General features: G+C 62.8%; 16 protein-coding genes. 3 read left to right on the plus strand and 13 right to left on the minus strand.

The window, feature by feature from the left end:
• Positions 1–8: 8 nt before the first annotated feature.
• Both AC1RBA_RS24165 and AC1RBA_RS24170 read right to left on the minus strand, forming a co-directional pair.
• Complete coding sequence (locus AC1RBA_RS24165) at positions 9–638, minus strand: SCO family protein (RefSeq protein WP_492420013.1); 630 nt, start codon at positions 636–638, stop codon at positions 9–11.
• Complete coding sequence (locus tag AC1RBA_RS24170; RefSeq protein ID WP_492420014.1) at positions 619–1365, minus strand: SURF1 family protein; 747 nt, start codon at positions 1363–1365, stop codon at positions 619–621. The genes AC1RBA_RS24165 and AC1RBA_RS24170 overlap by 20 nt, the downstream gene beginning before the upstream one ends.
• A 36-nt stretch (positions 1366–1401) precedes the next feature.
• Here AC1RBA_RS24170 and AC1RBA_RS24175 point away from each other — a divergent pair, with 36 nt between their 5' ends.
• Entirely contained in the window at positions 1402–1602 is a 201-nt protein-coding gene (locus AC1RBA_RS24175) for a twin transmembrane helix small protein (protein ID WP_046683386.1), read from the plus strand.
• A 160-nt stretch (positions 1603–1762) separates the two neighbouring features.
• Here AC1RBA_RS24175 and AC1RBA_RS24180 read toward each other — a convergent pair whose 3' ends face one another.
• The 7 genes from AC1RBA_RS24180 to AC1RBA_RS24210 form a co-directional block, all read right to left on the minus strand.
• Positions 1763–2623: a cytochrome c oxidase subunit 3 gene (locus AC1RBA_RS24180; protein WP_099665459.1), complete on the minus strand. Its 861-nt coding sequence runs from the start codon at positions 2621–2623 to the stop codon at positions 1763–1765.
• A gap of 40 nt (positions 2624–2663) precedes the next feature.
• Entirely contained in the window at positions 2664–2870 is a 207-nt protein-coding gene (locus tag AC1RBA_RS24185) for a DUF2970 domain-containing protein (RefSeq protein ID WP_077399736.1), read from the minus strand.
• Positions 2871–2879: 9 nt separating this feature from the next.
• The gene (locus AC1RBA_RS24190; protein WP_099409817.1) at positions 2880–3452 is read right to left on the minus strand and encodes a cytochrome c oxidase assembly protein; all 573 of its coding nucleotides are present in this window, start codon (positions 3450–3452) and stop codon (positions 2880–2882) included.
• A gap of 1 nt (position 3453) precedes the next feature.
• Positions 3454–3570, minus strand: a complete 117-nt coding sequence (locus AC1RBA_RS24195) for a cytochrome oxidase small assembly protein (protein ID WP_217494223.1) — start codon at positions 3568–3570, stop codon at positions 3454–3456.
• A gap of 51 nt (positions 3571–3621) precedes the next feature.
• Positions 3622–5220 carry a cytochrome c oxidase subunit I gene (gene ctaD / locus AC1RBA_RS24200; RefSeq protein ID WP_034749009.1) on the minus strand — a complete coding sequence of 533 codons (1599 nt, stop codon included), beginning with the start codon at positions 5218–5220 and terminating at the stop codon, positions 3622–3624.
• A gap of 13 nt (positions 5221–5233) precedes the next feature.
• Complete coding sequence (coxB, locus tag AC1RBA_RS24205) at positions 5234–6442, minus strand: cytochrome c oxidase subunit II (protein ID WP_070222560.1); 1209 nt, start codon at positions 6440–6442, stop codon at positions 5234–5236.
• Between the two features lie 465 nt (positions 6443–6907).
• A complete protein-coding gene (locus AC1RBA_RS24210) occupies positions 6908–7831 on the minus strand; it encodes a methyltransferase domain-containing protein (protein WP_227742101.1) in 924 nt (307 codons plus the stop codon).
• 57 nt (positions 7832–7888) lie between these two features.
• On the opposite strand from AC1RBA_RS24210, the gene AC1RBA_RS24215 reads away from it, so the two are divergent.
• The gene (locus tag AC1RBA_RS24215) at positions 7889–8656 is read left to right on the plus strand and encodes a phosphoribosyltransferase family protein (RefSeq protein WP_492420015.1); all 768 of its coding nucleotides are present in this window, start codon (positions 7889–7891) and stop codon (positions 8654–8656) included.
• Between the two features lie 39 nt (positions 8657–8695).
• The gene (gene trmL / locus AC1RBA_RS24220) at positions 8696–9166 is read left to right on the plus strand and encodes a tRNA (uridine(34)/cytosine(34)/5-carboxymethylaminomethyluridine(34)-2'-O)-methyltransferase TrmL (protein ID WP_034784868.1); all 471 of its coding nucleotides are present in this window, start codon (positions 8696–8698) and stop codon (positions 9164–9166) included.
• Positions 9167–9279: 113 nt separating this feature from the next.
• Here the strand turns inward: trmL and AC1RBA_RS24225 are convergent, their stop codons facing one another.
• The 4 genes from AC1RBA_RS24225 to AC1RBA_RS24240 are packed head-to-tail and all read right to left on the minus strand — an operon-like array spanning position 9280 to position 15466.
• Positions 9280–10026, minus strand: a complete 747-nt coding sequence (locus AC1RBA_RS24225) for a hypothetical protein (RefSeq protein WP_492420016.1) — start codon at positions 10024–10026, stop codon at positions 9280–9282.
• 16 nt (positions 10027–10042) lie between these two features.
• Positions 10043–11260, minus strand: coding sequence for a hypothetical protein (locus AC1RBA_RS24230; RefSeq protein ID WP_492420017.1), 1218 nt, complete (start codon positions 11258–11260; stop codon positions 10043–10045).
• Positions 11261–11293: 33 nt separating this feature from the next.
• Complete coding sequence (locus AC1RBA_RS24235) at positions 11294–14992, minus strand: tubulin-like doman-containing protein (RefSeq protein WP_492420018.1); 3699 nt, start codon at positions 14990–14992, stop codon at positions 11294–11296.
• Between the two features lie 36 nt (positions 14993–15028).
• Positions 15029–15466, minus strand: coding sequence for a hypothetical protein (locus AC1RBA_RS24240; protein ID WP_492420019.1), 438 nt, complete (start codon positions 15464–15466; stop codon positions 15029–15031).
• Between the last annotated feature and the right edge of the window lie 28 nt (positions 15467–15494).

Raw genomic sequence — 15494 nt, forward strand, 5'->3', positions numbered from 1 at the left:
CGTTCCCCTTAACCGATCGCCGAAGCTTTGAGCAGCTTGGCGATGTCTTTCTTGATCTTGTTCGGGTCCGCGTCTTTCGGGAAGCGCATCATCAGGTTGCCCAGCGGATCGATCAAATATAAGTGGTCGCTGGTCTTGCCGCCCGGCTCCACGGGCAGCCACGCCTTTAAGGCGTCATTATTCACGCGCAGCATGCTGGTGCCGTCGAATTCGCGCATCACGAGCGTGTCGAGCGGCTGGCCATCCGTCACCAGCCAGACCCGTTCCAGGCGTTCGCGCTCCTTGCCTTGCATCAAACGCAGTTGTTGCATGTCAAACAATTGCTTCTTGCACGCTTCCTGGCAATCGGACGGGCCCGTCTGCAGCAACACCCACTTGCCCATGAACTGGGCCAGCGGCGCGGGCTTGCCGTCCAGTTCCGTCACCTGCAGCTGGGCTTCCGGTATCGGGTACAGACGCGGGTCGATCAGGGCGCCATAGTTGTTGCGGCCCGTGGGCTTGATGATGTAATACGTGAAATACGAGGCGATGATGGGAAAGGCGCACACGGCCACCACGGCCAGCAGTTTCCACCGTCCCGTGTTTTGCAGCTGCTTGTTGCCGTTGTCTTGCGTTGCTTCAGGGCTGTTTGTTTGCACGTCGAAATCCTGTAAAGACAAAAAATAAAAAAGCCATCAGTGCCAGTGCATACCACTGGAATGCATAGCCGCGGTGCTTGTCGGCGCCCAGGTCGGGCGCCGGCCAGTCGCGCACGGGAAGCTGGCCGGATGCTGGCGGATCACCTGGGTCGACTGTTTGTTCGAGGATAAAGGGCTGCAGGGCCAGGCCGCTGGCCCGGGCCAGCTGGCCGATATCGGCATTTTGCACGATGGCGTACGGCGCCAGGGCCGTCGCCGTGCCCAGTTCCATCACATGGCCCGCGTTCAGGCGCGCGATGCCGGTGATCGTCACCGTACCCGTGGGCGTGGCATAGTCGGGAATGCGCGTGCGCTCCGTATTGTTGCGCGGCAACCAGCCCTGCGCCACCAGCACGTGCATGGTCGAACCGTCAATCTGGAATGGCGTGAGCACGTGGAAACCGGCCTGGCCCTTGTAAGGGCGGTTGTCCAGGTAGACCGTCCAGGCGGGCACGAAATGGCCCGTGACGGTGACGCGGCGAAACTCGATCGCTTGCGCATCGGCCGGCAGCAGCGGCGCGGCCGTCAAGGCCAGCGGCGCGGCCTGGTTGCCCGCTTCCAGCCGGGCGGCACGCGCGACTTTCTCGTCGGCACGGCGCTGCTGCCACTGCGCCAGAGAGACACCCAGGGCCACCAGTAGCAGCATTACAACAAATGGAATCCATCTAAAATGGAAGCGGATACGCATTACAATGAAACCTCCTCAAGCCTGGCGCTACCATCCATGAAAATCCTCGTTGCCATCGCCTTCATCCTGATCCTGGGCAGCCTGGGCTCGGCCCTGTTCTTCCTTATGCGCGACAAGGGCAAGAGCAACCGCACCGTGCAGGCGCTGGCCCTGCGCGTGGGCTTGTCGATCACCCTGTTTTTGCTGATCCTGCTGGCGCATCATCTGGGTTATATCCAGCCGACGGGCATACATTAACGGCTGGGGTCAGACCCGACGGGTCTGACCCCGTTGCCAACGACGTTGCTTGCTTAGCAAAATTCTTCACACTAAGAAAAAAGCCGTACCCAGGATCTCCCGGTACGGCTTTTTTTATGGTGCCGGCGCGCCCCTCAACAACGCGCGCCCTGCCCCGCCATTATAACCAATACACGACCACGTACAGGCCCAGCCAGACGACGTCGACAAAGTGCCAGTACCAGGCGGCGCCTTCGAAGCCGAAGTGGTGCTCGGGCGTGAAGTGGCCTTTCAGCACGCGGTACAGGATGACGGACAGCATGATGGCGCCCAGGGTCACGTGGAAGCCGTGGAAGCCCGTCAGCATGAAGAAGGTGGCGCCGTAGATGCCGGACGTCAATTTCAAGTTCAGTTCGCTGTAGGCGTGGATGTATTCATAGACCTGGAAGCCCATGAAGATGGCGCCCAGCACGATGGTGGCGAACAGGAACAGGGCCGTCATGGCGCGGTGGCCGGCGCGCAGCGCGTGGTGGGAAATCGTCAGGGTGACGCCCGACGTCAGCAGCAGGGCCGTATTAATGGTCGGAATCCAGAACGGCGTCATGGTGGTGAATTCCTGCACCGTGCCGGCCGGGCCCGTGTTGCCCCAGTGGGCGGCGAAATCGGGCCAGATCACCTTGTGGTCGAGGTCGGCCAGCCATGGCATCGAGATGCTGCGCGCGTAGAACAGGGCGCCGAAGAAGGCGGCGAAGAACATGACTTCCGAAAAGATGAACCAGCTCATGCTCCAGCGGAAGGAGTGGTCGATGCGCTCGCTGTACAAGCCCTGCTCCGATTCGCTGATGGCGTCGCCGAACCAGAAATACAGCACCAGCAGGATGCCGGCGATGCCCAGGTAATTCACGTACGGGCCCCAGGAGACGTCGTTGACCCAGGCCGAGGCGCCGATCATGGTCAGCAGCAGGCTGGCGCCGCCCAGCATGGGCCAGCGCGACGGGCCGGGCACGAAATAATAAGGTACGGCGGCGTGGTTGGAACTCATCATCATCTCCTCAAAAACTTATAGGGTGGTTTTTTATAATTTATAAAACGACGAATTTAACAATTGAAATCAGGATGCCGATCAGGCAAGCCACCACCAGGAAACCGGCGATGACGATGTGCACGGGATTGAGCTTGGCCGAATCCGTGTCGAAATCGCTCTTGCGGCGCAGCCCCGTGAACGACCAGACGACGGCCCGCAGCGAATACAGGAACGACGCTTTTTCCGGCTTGGCGGATTCGCCCATGGCACTCTCCTATTGGACGGCCGGCGTCTGAGCCTGGCTCAGACCGGCAATCTCGAAAAACGTGTACGACAGGGTGATGGTCTTCACCTCTTTCGGCAGGGCCGGATCGAGGAAGAACACCACCGGCATCTGCCGCGCTTCCTTCGGTTTCAAGGTCTGCTGCTTGAAGCAGAAGCACTCGACCTTCTTGAAATGCGGCGTGGCGCTCTGCGGCGCGTAGCTGGGAATCGCTTGCGCGTTGACGACGCGGTTTTGTGTATTGACCACTTCATACATGACGGTCACCAGTTCGCCCGGATGCACCTGCATGCTCGAGACGGTCGGGCGGAAGCGCCAAGGCCCTTGCGCATTGCCGTCGAACTCGACGGTGATGCTGCGCGTCGTATCAACCTGCGTATTGTTGTCGTAAGCCACCGTGCCATCTTTTTGCGTCAGCACGTTGATGCCCATCACTTCACAAATCTGCTTGTAGACGGGAATCAGGGCATAGCCAAAGCCGAACATCAGCACGGCAATGACGAGCAGCTTGCCCAGCATCTTGCGGTTCAGGCCGCGCGTTTCCTGTTGGTGGGGCGTCGTCACGTCAGAGCCACATGCGCTTGACGAACACGGACAGGAAGAAGAAGGCCGCCAGGGCGGCCAAGATCAGCCCGGTACGCAGGTTGTTCGGTTTCTTGCGCTCAGTTTTCACTTCGGTCATGGCAGGCACTTTATTCAAGACGGGCCGCGCAACACGCCGGCCCGCGATACCTTATTTCACGGTCGGCGGCGTTTCAAACGTGTGGAACGGCGCCGGGCTCGGCACGGTCCATTCCAGGCCTTCCGCGCCTTCCCATGGTTTCGCTGGCGCAGCCTTGCCGCCGCGGATGGTCGGCAAGACGACGAAGAACAGGAAGTACACCTGCATCAGGCCGAAACCGAAGCCGCCGATCGAGGCGATCATATTGAAGTCCGTGAACTGCGCCGGATAGTCGGCGTAGCGGCGCGGCATGCCGGCCAGGCCCAGGAAGTGCATCGGGAAGAAGGTCACGTTGAACGTGATCAGCGACAGCCAGAAGTGGATCTTGCCGCGCGTCTCGTTGTACATATGGCCCGTCCATTTCGGCGACCAGTAGTAGAAACCGGCGAACAGGGCGAACAGCGAACCGGCCACCAGCACGTAGTGGAAGTGCGCCACCACATAATAGGTATCCTGCAGCTGGATGTCGATCGGCGTGACGGCCAGGATCAGGCCCGTGAAGCCGCCCATGGTGAAGACGAAGATGAAGCCCACCGAGAACAGCATCGGCGTTTCGAACGTCATCGAGCCCTTCCACATGGTGGCGATCCAGTTGAACACTTTCACGCCCGTGGGCACGGCGATCAGCATGGTCGCGTACATGAAGAACAGCTGGCTCGTCACCGGCATGCCGGTGGTAAACATGTGGTGCGCCCAGACGATGAAGGACAGAATCGCGATGGAAGCGGTAGCGTAGACCATCGAGGCGTAGCCGAACAGCGGCTTGCGGGCAAACGCGGGCAGGATCTGCGAGACGATGCCGAAAGCCGGCAGAATCATGATGTAGACCTCGGGATGGCCGAAGAACCAGAAGATGTGCTGGTACATGACGGGGTCGCCGCCGCCTGCCGCATTAAAGAACGAGGTGCCGAAATGGCGGTCCGTCAGGGTCATGGTGATGGCGCCGGCCAGCACGGGCATGACGGCGATCAACAGATACGCGGTAATGAGCCAGGTCCAGCAGAACATCGGCATTTTCATCAGGGTCATGCCGGGGGCGCGCATGTTCAGGATGGTGACGATGATGTTGATCGAACCCATGATGGACGAGGCGCCCATCAGGTGCATGGCAAAAATCGCCATGTCCATACCGGGGCCCATCTGCGTCGACAGCGGCGCATACAGGGTCCAGCCGGCAGCCGTGGCGCCGCCCGGTACGAGGAAGGACGTGGCCAGCAACAGCGCGGCCGGCGGCAGCAGCCAGAACGAGAAGTTGTTCATGCGGGCAAACGCCATGTCGGACGCGCCCACTTGCAGCGGGATCATCCAGTTGGCGTAGCCGACGAAGGCCGGCATGATGGCGCCAAACACCATCACCAGGCCGTGCATGGTGGTCAGTTGATTAAAAAATTCCGGGTGAAAGAATTGCAAGCCTGGATGAAACAGTTCCGTACGGATCATCAGGGCCAGCACGCCGCCCGACAGCAGCATGATGAACGAAAACCACAGGTACAACGTACCGATATCCTTGTGGTTGGTGGCAAACAGCCAGCGGCGGTAGCCGGTCGGGTGGTCGTGGGCATGGTCGTGATCGTGACCGGCGTGGTCCAAGGTGCTCGTGCTCGTACTCATATGCGGCTCCTAATTACTTGCGTGCAGCCACGACTTCGGCTGGTTGAACGATGTTCTCTGCGGCCTTGTTCGACCAGGAATTGCGCGTGTAAGTGATCACTGCGGCAATTTCCGTGTCGGACAGCTGTTTCCATGCCGGCATTTCAGCGGGATACTTGCCGCTCTTTTGCCCGTTCAGCAAGACGTGGATCTGATCAGCTTTCGGGCCGTTCACCACGGCCGAGCCGTCCAGCGGCGCAAATGCCCCCGGTACGCCCTTGCCGGTCGCCTGGTGGCAGACCACGCAGTTGGCCGTATACACTTTCTCGCCCTTGACCTTCAATTCGTCGATGGTCCACACCTTGCTTGGATCATCAGCCAATGCGGCCATTTCCTTTTGTTTTACATCAACCCAAGCCTTGTAGTCGTCGGCGGAGACGACCTTGACGACGATGGGCATGAACGCGTGTTCCTTGCCGCACAGCTCGGCGCAATTGCCGCGGAAGGTGCCGATATGGTCGGCCTTGAACCAGGTGTCGCGCACGAAGCCGGGAATCGCATCCTGCTTGACGCCAAAGGCGGGCACGGACCAGGCGTGGATGACGTCGTTGGCCGTCAGTACCACGCGGATCTTCTTGTTGACCGGCACGACGACTTCGTTGTCGACTTCGATCAGGTAATTTTCGCCCCGTTTTTCCGTCGGCGGCGCGCCTGGCGCACCCACTTGCGAGCGCGGCGTGGCCAGGTTGGAGAGGAAGGAAATGCCTTCGCCCTCTCCTTTCAGGTAGTCATAGCCCCATTTCCACTGCATGCCGGTGGCCTTGATGGTGATGTCGGCGTTCGAGGTGTCCTTCATGCCGACCACGGTGCGCGTGGCAGGCAGGGCCATGCCGATGACGATCAGGAAAGGCACGACGGTCCAGGCGATCTCGACGGTGGTGCTTTCGTGGAAAGTGGCCGGCTTGTGGCCCAGGGACTTGCGGTGCTTGAAGATGGAATAGAACATGACGCCGAACACGGCCACGAAGATCACCAGGCAGATGATCATCATCAGGGTGTGCAAATCGTAGATTTCATGGGCGATCTGTGTCGCCGGCGGTTGCAGATTCATTTCGAACGGCACGGGACCGCCGGTGCCGGGATAGGTGCTGGCAGCCGGTGCCGCCGTGGCCCATCGCCCGATGCCAAACGCTGTCAAAGACAGCCCGAGCAGCAACGATTGAAGTCGCTTTGCATGTGTCATGTTTTCCCCAACCACCCAAAAATAATGATATTTTAAACGGCTGCGGATTTCTCCGTACTGGACCGCTGCCGCTCCTCCATGAAAGCAACACGGCCGGAATGCGGCCATGTGCGTCAAGCACCAGCGAATTCCATGCTGGCTGCCGCAGCAAAAAACGGCGGCGCGCAACCATGCTGGAACCCTGTTTTTCTTCCCCACATCGAAATGGCCTCGTGTGGAAGATGGTTACTATACTAATGCAGTAACTTCGAATAAGTCTCGCTTTGTTTTTTTTATTTTGTATGCAGCCCTTGTTTTTTTCAATTAGCAAGCTGACAAACAATCAACGATTATAATCAAGTAAACTTGAATCCATCAAGCAATAATCGGCTTTGTGCGCGCCCTTCTCCCGGCCGCCGCGTGCTTTGCAACGCCAAGTTGCCACATCGCGCGCGAATGCGACCAAGTGTCGGTTTCTTTGCCCTTTTATTTAGGCTTGCGCGGCAGATCGAAGCGGATGATGGCCTCGCCATTGCGCGTCACGCGCGGCGCGGGACGGAAGGCATGGCCATAGATCACTTCGAAACTCAGACCCAGCTTGCCGTCGGGACGGCGCGTCTTTTCCAGCGCGGCCAGCATGCGCTGCCAGGCCGCCTTGCCCATCAGGCCGCGCCGGCGCGTGGTGAGCGGGTTGCCGCCAAAGGCGCGCACGTCCGCCAGCAGTTTTTCCGCCGTATCGTAGGTGACGGTGATGATTTCCATGTCCAGCACGGGCGTGGAAAAACCCGTCTCGACCAGCATGTCGCCAAAGTCGTGCATATCGACGAAGGGCAAGGCGTGCGGATATAAATCGGCCTCGGCAAACGCGTCGCGCACTTCGCGGAAAGTGTCGGGGCCGAAGCAGGAAAACATCAGCAAGCCATCGAGGCGCAGCGCGCGCCGCCATTCGGCAAACACGCGGTCGGGCTGGGCATGCCAGTGCAGCGCCAGATTCGACCACACGAGGTCGATGCTGCCCTGCGCCAGCGGCAGGTCGCCCAGGTCGCCGCACAACAAATCCACGCCTGTCTTGGCCGGCAGCAACTTGCTGAGGAACTGATTCAGGCTGGCCAGTTTCGACGCGGGCGCGCGCGCCGCCTGCATCATCGCTTGCGCTGCATCGAGACCGATAATCTGCGCGGCGGGATAATCCTTGTGCAATTGCGCCAGGTCCGCGCCTGGGCCGCAGCCGGCGTCAAGCACGCGATGCGGCGTGATTTTCACCAGCTCCAGGCGCTCGTGCATGCGTGCCGACACTTCGCGGCGCAGGAAGTCCGACGGCGCGACGCGCGCCGGACGGGAAAAGAAATCGCGTACTTGCACCGCATCGATGGGCGCACTCATTTTGGGCGGACTGGTGGGAACTGGCATGTTGAATCGGGTGAGGTGAGATAATGTCGGCAGTGTACATGGAACGACGCCATCGCGATGCGGACCGCCACCCGGCAACGCCTTGATGCCGCCTGGCAGGCGCTGCGACTGTGGCTGGGCGACACCGTGCTGCCGGCGCAATGCGCGCTGTGCGGCATCGGTTGCCCGCAAGTGCTGTGCCCGCCTTGCCGCGCGCAGTACCTGGGGCAAGGACGCGGGCAACTGCGCCAGCGCTGCCGCCAGTGCGCCAATCCGCTCGCTGACAGTGAGGTGGCTCAACTGTGCGGGCGCTGTTTGCGCCAGCGGCCCGCGTATGACGCCACCGTCACGGCGTTTGACTATGCGGCACCCGTCGACCAGTTGCTGCTGCAGCTGAAATTCGGCGCGCGACTGGCGTTGGCGCCCCTGTTCGCAGAACTGCTGCATGTTGCCATTCAGCAACAGCAGGAATGGCAAGCGCCACAATTGCTGTGCCCGGTGCCCTTGGGCTCGGCCCGGCTGGCCGAGCGGGGTTTTAACCAGGCGCTGGAAATCGCGCGCCCGCTGGCGCGCCTGCTGGACGTGCCTTTGCAGCCCCGGCTGGCGCTGCGCGTGCGCGAAACGCGGGCGCAAAGCGGCGTGGCGCCGCAGGAACGGCAAGCCAACCTGGCGCACGCGTTCGCCATCGCGCCGGACTACGCGCCGTTATTGCCAGGATGCCATGTCGGCATCGTCGACGACGTGATGAGCAGCGGCCATACCGTCAACGCGCTGGCCGCCGCCTGCAAGCGCGCGGGGGCGGCCAGGGTCAGCATCCTGGTGGTGGCGCGCACGCCGCCGCATTAAATTCGCTGTATATATGAGAGATAGACCAAGGAGAGCATTTTGTTTCACGTTGTTTTGGTAGAACCTGAAATCCCGCCCAATACGGGCAACGTCATCCGCCTGTGCGCGAACACGGGCGCGCAGCTGCATCTGGTCGAACCGCTGGGCTTTCCCCTCGACGATGCCAAGATGAAGCGCGCCGGCCTCGATTACCACGATTACGCCAAGATGAAGGTGCACAAGAATTGGGCAGCCTTCCTGGCCGATACCCAGCCCGACCCGGCCCGCATGTTCGCCATGACGACGCGCGGCTCGCGCCCGTTCGGCGACGTGGCCTTCCTGCCGGGCGACGTGTTCGTGTTCGGCTCGGAAACAAAAGGCCTCGATCCCGCCCTGCGCGACGGCTTTCCTGCCGAACAGCGCATCCGCCTGCCCATGCGCCCGGACAACCGCAGTTTGAATCTGTCGAATACGGTGGCCGTCGTTGTCTACGAGGCCTGGCGCCAACACGGCTACCAGGGCGGCGCGTAGGTCGGATTAGGCCCAAGGGGCCGTAATCCGACAACATTGTTGGCGTTAGTGGTGTTGTCGGATTACGCGGGGCTTTACCCCGCTAATCCGACCTACGCATTTGCATACGGCGATCAGCGCAGCGCCAGCCGCGCCGCGCCGCTATTGTCGTCCAGCATCACCAGCTGCGTGCGCAAGTCGCGCGTGGCGGCCAGCTTGCCGTTCACGTACAGATTCGTCTTGACGCCGTACACGCCTTGCGACACGCCGGCCGGCAAGGTCAGCTCGAACGAGTTTTCAAAGCGACCGCCCGATTTGTTGTTGCTGGCCAGCGCTTTCGAGCCGGACTTGAAGGGCTGGCCTTGCGGGTCGAGCACCACCAGTTCTTCGCGCACGTCGTTGACGCTTTGCGCGCTGCCGTTGACCAGCTCCACCACGGAGTTGACCTTGAACGGCTGGCCGCGCTTGACGGTCGACGCGCTCAGCTGCGGCGTGTACGACACCACTTGCGGCTCGCGCGGCAAGGCGCCGCGCGTGCGGATGTAGTCGCGGTCCGCCTGCGCCGCCGTCTTGGTCTGGCGCGAATTGACATTGATGGCCAGGCAACCGGCCGCCGCCAGGCCGCCGCCGATGGCCGCGCCCTTCAGCGCGCCATTCTTGCCGCCCGCCAGCGCCCCCAGCAGCGCGCCCACGGCCGCACCGGCCGCCGCCGACGTGCCCACGCTGCACGGATCCTCATCCGTGGCCGCCTGGGCGCCGCCTTGCGGATAGGAACTGTCCTGGCGCACGCCGTTCGGGTTCATAGTCGCCGTGGCGCAGCCGGTCAGCATGGCCGCGATGGTCAGCGCAGCGACGGCGCGCAAGGTGGTGTGATTCAGCATGGTGACTCCCGGATGACTAATTGATCGTTGTTTCCGTCTGCAGCACTTGCCGTTCGCGCTCGCGGATGCGGCGCGACAGATTGTCGATGCGCGCATTGCCCGGATCGACGCGGCGTGCGCTTTCCAGATACGTCTTGGCCGCATCGAACTTACCTTCCAGCAATGAACGCTCGGCATCGCGCAGGAACGATTGCGCCATCTCGTTCCGCATGGCAGCGCCGCTATCGACGGGCGACGTTTCCAGCGGACGGCGTTCGGTCACCACTGGACGTTCGACCACGCGCGCGGGCGCCGGTTCCTGCTGTGCCGGCATTACTGCCTGCGCCGGGGCCGGCGACGGGGCAGAAACGGGCGCCGCCATCGACAGCGCCTGCACGTCGGCCTTCAGCTGCGGCAATTCCACCGCTTCGCGGTCGATCGCTTCCAGCCTGGCGATGCCATTGCGGGCCGCCGTCGCATCCTTGCCATCGAGCGCCTGGCGCACGCCGACCAGCACGGACGCGGCTGCCGCCTGCTGGCGCGCCAGCTGCTTGCGCAAGGAATCCACGCTGGCAGCGCCCGCGCAATCGATGTCGAGCCCGGCAATGCCCCTGGCGGCGTTTTGCAATTGATGGCCGTCAATATTGCGCTCGATGGCGCGCACGCCGCGCTGGCAACTGCCCGATGCGGCGCCGGCCTTGCCGATCGCCGCCTGCAGATCATCGGCCTTGGCGCTGGACTTGCCCGTGCACACATTTTTCGCCGTCGCCAGCTTCTGGCGGGCGCCGTCCAGGCTGCCATTCGCCACCAGTTTCAAACCGCTGTCGATGGCGTCGTTGCAGGCCGATTCGCTCTTGCCGCCCGGCTTGCCATTCATGTAGACGATGACGGCCGCCAGCACGACGGCGCCGCCCAGCCAGCGCAGCCACTTGCGCGGCGGCGGCGGGACTGCCGTTGCAGGCGCCGATGGCGGCACCGGCACGGGCTTCGGCGCGGCTGGCGGCGGCACCGGAGCCGGAGCCGGCTTGGGTGGCGCTTTCGGCGCAGGCGCCGGTAACACCGGCAGAGGCGGCGGCTTGGGCGCCACAGGCGGCGATACTGGCACAGGCGGCGGCACAGGCGCCGGCGTCTGCACCGGCAGCGGCGGCGGCACGGCCGCGGCTGGCTGGGCTACGCCAGCCTGCGCCTGCCCGCAGTACGGACAATGGCTGACAACGGTCCACAGGCCCGTCTTGCATTTGTTGCAGATATCCAAAACTAATCCTTCATTCCAACGTCATTCCAGCGTTCACAGAGGCGGCGGCATCAACGGTGGTGGCGCGCTAAGGAACAAGGGAGCCAGCTCGGGGAACTGGGCCAGCTCGGCCCAGGCCGGCAAACCGGCGCGCCACACCTTGGTGGTGCCGGGTACGACCTGCCCTGCCTGCACGTACTGCACGATCTGCTGGGCCGTGAACGGTCCCTGCTGCTGGCCGTTTATGCCCAGGAAATACTGGTACTCCACCAGGGGCGGCGGCATGCCGCCCAGCGGTGGCGGCGCCATACCAAAGGCCGGCGCCACGGCAGCGGCCGGCGCGCTGGCCGGGCGCAGCAATTGCTCGAGGCGTCCCGCTTCCAGCATTTCCCCCTTGATCGCATATTTCAGCCGCGGCTGGCCGTCCGCTTCCGGCTCGCGCACTTCCCAGTCGTAGGCGTCGCCGTCGGAGTCGCCGATGACGTTTGCCCACTCCTTCAGGCGGCCCAGCAGAGCTTGCACCGTGCGCTCGAGCTCATCGCTGGCCATGCCCTTGCGGCGCGCCGACTCGCGCAGGCGCGCGCCCAGCTCGGCGGAAATGGCGCTGCCAAAGCCGACGTACGGCAGCTGCGAGCCATCGGCCTGCGCCACCAGCTTGGGCGCATACACGGTGCGTTCATAGTATTTTGCCAGCGCGGCCATGGCCGCCGTCTGCACGGCGTCAAGCGCCGTCAATTTTTCCTCGATGCGCAGGGCGATGTTTTTCTCGTACGAGGCGGGCATGCCGTTCTGGCGGATGGCCCGTTCGTTGCCGATGCGGCGCAGGTCGCCCGGTTCGACGGCAAACTGGTACTGGCCCGGCGGCACGACTCTGCCCGTGTGGCGCGTCAGCACGCCCAGCATGATCGCCTGCAGGAACTCGCCGAAATCCTCGGCCAGGCGCTTCATTTCATCGGTATTGGGCGCGATCGGGTGCGTGAATTGCGTCGGATCGATATGCGTGTGGGTCGGCGCCTTGTCGTTGTCGCCTTCCTTGCGGTAGCTGGTGCGCCAGCCTTCCAGGCCGCGCAGCACCGTCATCGGCACGCCGGCCAGCTCGCAATAGCAGACGGCGCGCCCGCGGATGCCCGTCTCGACGATTTCCAGCTGGCTCACCGTGATGCCCACCTGGGTCGGCACGCACGATTCGAGCTCGGCGCCGAACTTCGCCTTGAAGGCGGCCGCGTTGGCCACGCCAATCACGCACTTGAACTGGTCCGACACGACCGTGAAGTCGCCCGCCATGTTGGCGTCGATCCACGGCATGGAGCAGGCCAGCAGCTTGCGGAAGCGGTCCAGGCGTTCGGACACGTCCATCTGTTCCAATGCCTCGAACAGGGGGTCGGGCGTGCTCGTCGCCCCTTCCGCCAGGCCCGCCGTGGCGATTATGTTCTCGGCCATGCGCGTGACCTTGGCCAGGATCAAACCGCGCTGCGCCGGTTCGCCCAGCATGGGGAACAGGGCTTTTGAGCCGCCCATGTCCTTGAACGCGTCATCGGCCCACTGGCGCAAGGTGGCCGCCGACGGCAGCGCGATGTCTTTTTCCGTGACGGGAATGACGATCAGGGTCGCATGTTCCTTGTCCAGGTCCTTTTGCAGGATGGTATTGGCCGTTTTCAATTCCGCCAGCATGGCCAGCACGCCTTCGCGGCCCGTTTGCAGCTCGCCCACCAGGCCATTCCACTGCGCGCGGCCCTGCGCGTCGACGCCGACCCGGTTGCCCAGCCAGCGCGACAGCTCGCCCAGCAAGATGACGGACTCGTCCGCCGCCTTGGCCCGCAGATGGAATTTCAGCGCATTCGCCATTTCCGTGCGCAAATGATCCATCACCACGCCGGCCTGCTTTTCGCCATTGCTGAGGAAACCGAAGGTGCTGCGCGTCTGTTCCAGGTTGTTCAGCAGGCGCTCGTATTCGCGCGAACGCACGGCTTCCTTGATTTCGCGGTAACGCTCGGCATTCGCGCCGATCTGCGCCGTCAAGCCGCTGCCCGGCGCCTCGATGCGGTCCTTGATCTGTTCCACCAGCGACAACACGTATTCCAGGCCGCCGAATTCTTTATTGTCAAGATAGCCGTACAACTGGTCGCGCACGACTTTCTTGACGTCGTCGAGCACTTCGCGGCGGCGCTTGCTGATGCGGTCTTCCGTCGTGTCGGCCGTAGAATCCTGGTCGCGCACGGCGTCGCGTTCCAGGTGCTTCATGGCGTCGCGCACCTGCGCCGGCCATTCGCTGCGGTCGAAGCCCGTGCGGATATCGTTAATGCGCGTATTGACCCGGTTTTCCACGCCGGCCAGCAAGTGGCCGTGGCGGTCTTCCAGCAATTCGTCGACGACGCGGAAATCGATGAAGTCGCCGCTGGAGCGCTTCAGTTCGATGCTCTTGTCGGAAAACTCGGGGAAATCGCTGAACGGCGTGCCCTTCAGGAACATATTAGCGGCGAGGAAATTATCGCGCTGCGTATCCGTGGCGCGGTTGGCGCCCGCATCCGTGCCGCCCACGCCAAAGAACGCTTGCAGCATGGCGCCGGCCCAGCGGTGGGCCCGCTCGTCGCGCGCCGCTTCCTGGCGTGTATCGAGCACGGCCATGCCGAACGAGGAAAAGCGCTTCGAGAAATACAAACGCATGTCGCCGAAGCGGTCTTGCGGCACGGGCGCGTTGTACAGCGAATTCTTGTGCTGCGCCTGGTTGACGGCGATCGAGCGCTTGGCGCGGGCGAAGTCGGCTGAAGCAAAATCCTCGAACAGCGAGTCGGCCACCATGTGGTAGACGTCGCTGACATCCTTGGTGTGCTGCTGGGCAAGGTTGCCCGAATCGATCAGGTACACCTCGCTGTAGGGCTCGCGCGTCAGTTCCGGACGGTCATACGCATCCCAGCGGCCCACATAACCCTTGTTGCCCATCATGGCCGATTCCAGCTCCATCAGCGCGGCATAACCGTTGGCCTCGACCCGGTCCTTGTTGGCCTTGGTGTAGCCGGTCGGCAAGAACAGCATCAGCTCCACGTCGGCCGCGCCCACTTCGCTGCGCGCCAGCCAGCGCGCCAGCAAGCCCATGTCGAGGAAGGAACCGGACCCCGTGCCGCCGGCCACGGAACCGACGATAACGATGCGGAAACGGTTCGTTTCCATGCGCAAACCCAGTTCGGCCAGCTGGCGCTCGTGCGACAGGCCCGCCTTCAGCGCTTTCAGCTTCAAGCGGATCTTGTCGCGGATCTTCGCGTATTTGTCGAAGAAATACAGGCGCGACACGGCGCGGATCTGACCGGCGCCGCTGCTCATGTCGAAACGCAGCTCGCGGATGCGCTGCGGCGTCAGCGGCAACCATTCCTTGATGTGCGGATATTTCTCCAAGGAATCTTCATCACGGCTGTACTTGTCCATGTCGAACGATTCGACCACCTTGTCGTCGTCCGTGAACTTCACCTGGTCGAACTGCAAGTCCTTCGCCTGCGACTCGCCGCTCTCGATCACGGCGCCATTGTCGAGGTCGAAATGGATGAATTGCGCGATGGGAAAGTCGGCCAGGCCCTCGATGCGCGTGCGGTTGCCCGCGCCGCCCCACAGCGTGTTGAGGATGCGCCGGCGCACGCGCATCAACACCTGCATGCCCGTGCCGCCGATGCCGATGAACAGGGTCGGGCGCAGTTCGATGATCTTGTCCTGCTTGCGCTCGCTGGCGCCGCCGGTGATGGTTTGGTTCAGGTTCTCTGCCATGGTGATTCCTTCGATGATGCGTGCAACGGCGTATTCTTAGCGGCGGCTGGAGGTGAACGTCAACAGCAACGCTACCAGGCCCACCAGCACCAGCGGTCCCATGAACAATGGCGCGAGGAATTTATGCGCATTCACGGCCGCCAGCACGACGCCGGTCGCCAGGCTGGCCAGGAAAATGAACAACCACCAGCCCGAGGCATTGGCCTTGTTCGGCGGCACGCGCTTGGCCACCAGGCCATTCGCATAGGCATTCTTGGCAAAGAAAAAGGCAACGAACAGCAGCAACAGCACGACGCCGCCGATCAGGGTGTCGCGCGACGAGGTGTCGGTCGTGGCGGCGGCGTCCAACGCGGGCGCAGCTTCGGTGGTGGCCGTGGTGGATGCTGGTGCGCCCGGCGCATCGGCGGCCGGCGGCGCGGATGCGGGGGCCGGCAAGGTAAAGCCTGCGTTGTCTTTTGGAGTGTCTTGCGCCATGGTATGCCTCAGTTGAATAGAAGGTTTA

The sequence above is a fragment of the Janthinobacterium sp. GW823-FHT03B06 genome (assembly GCF_058796955.1).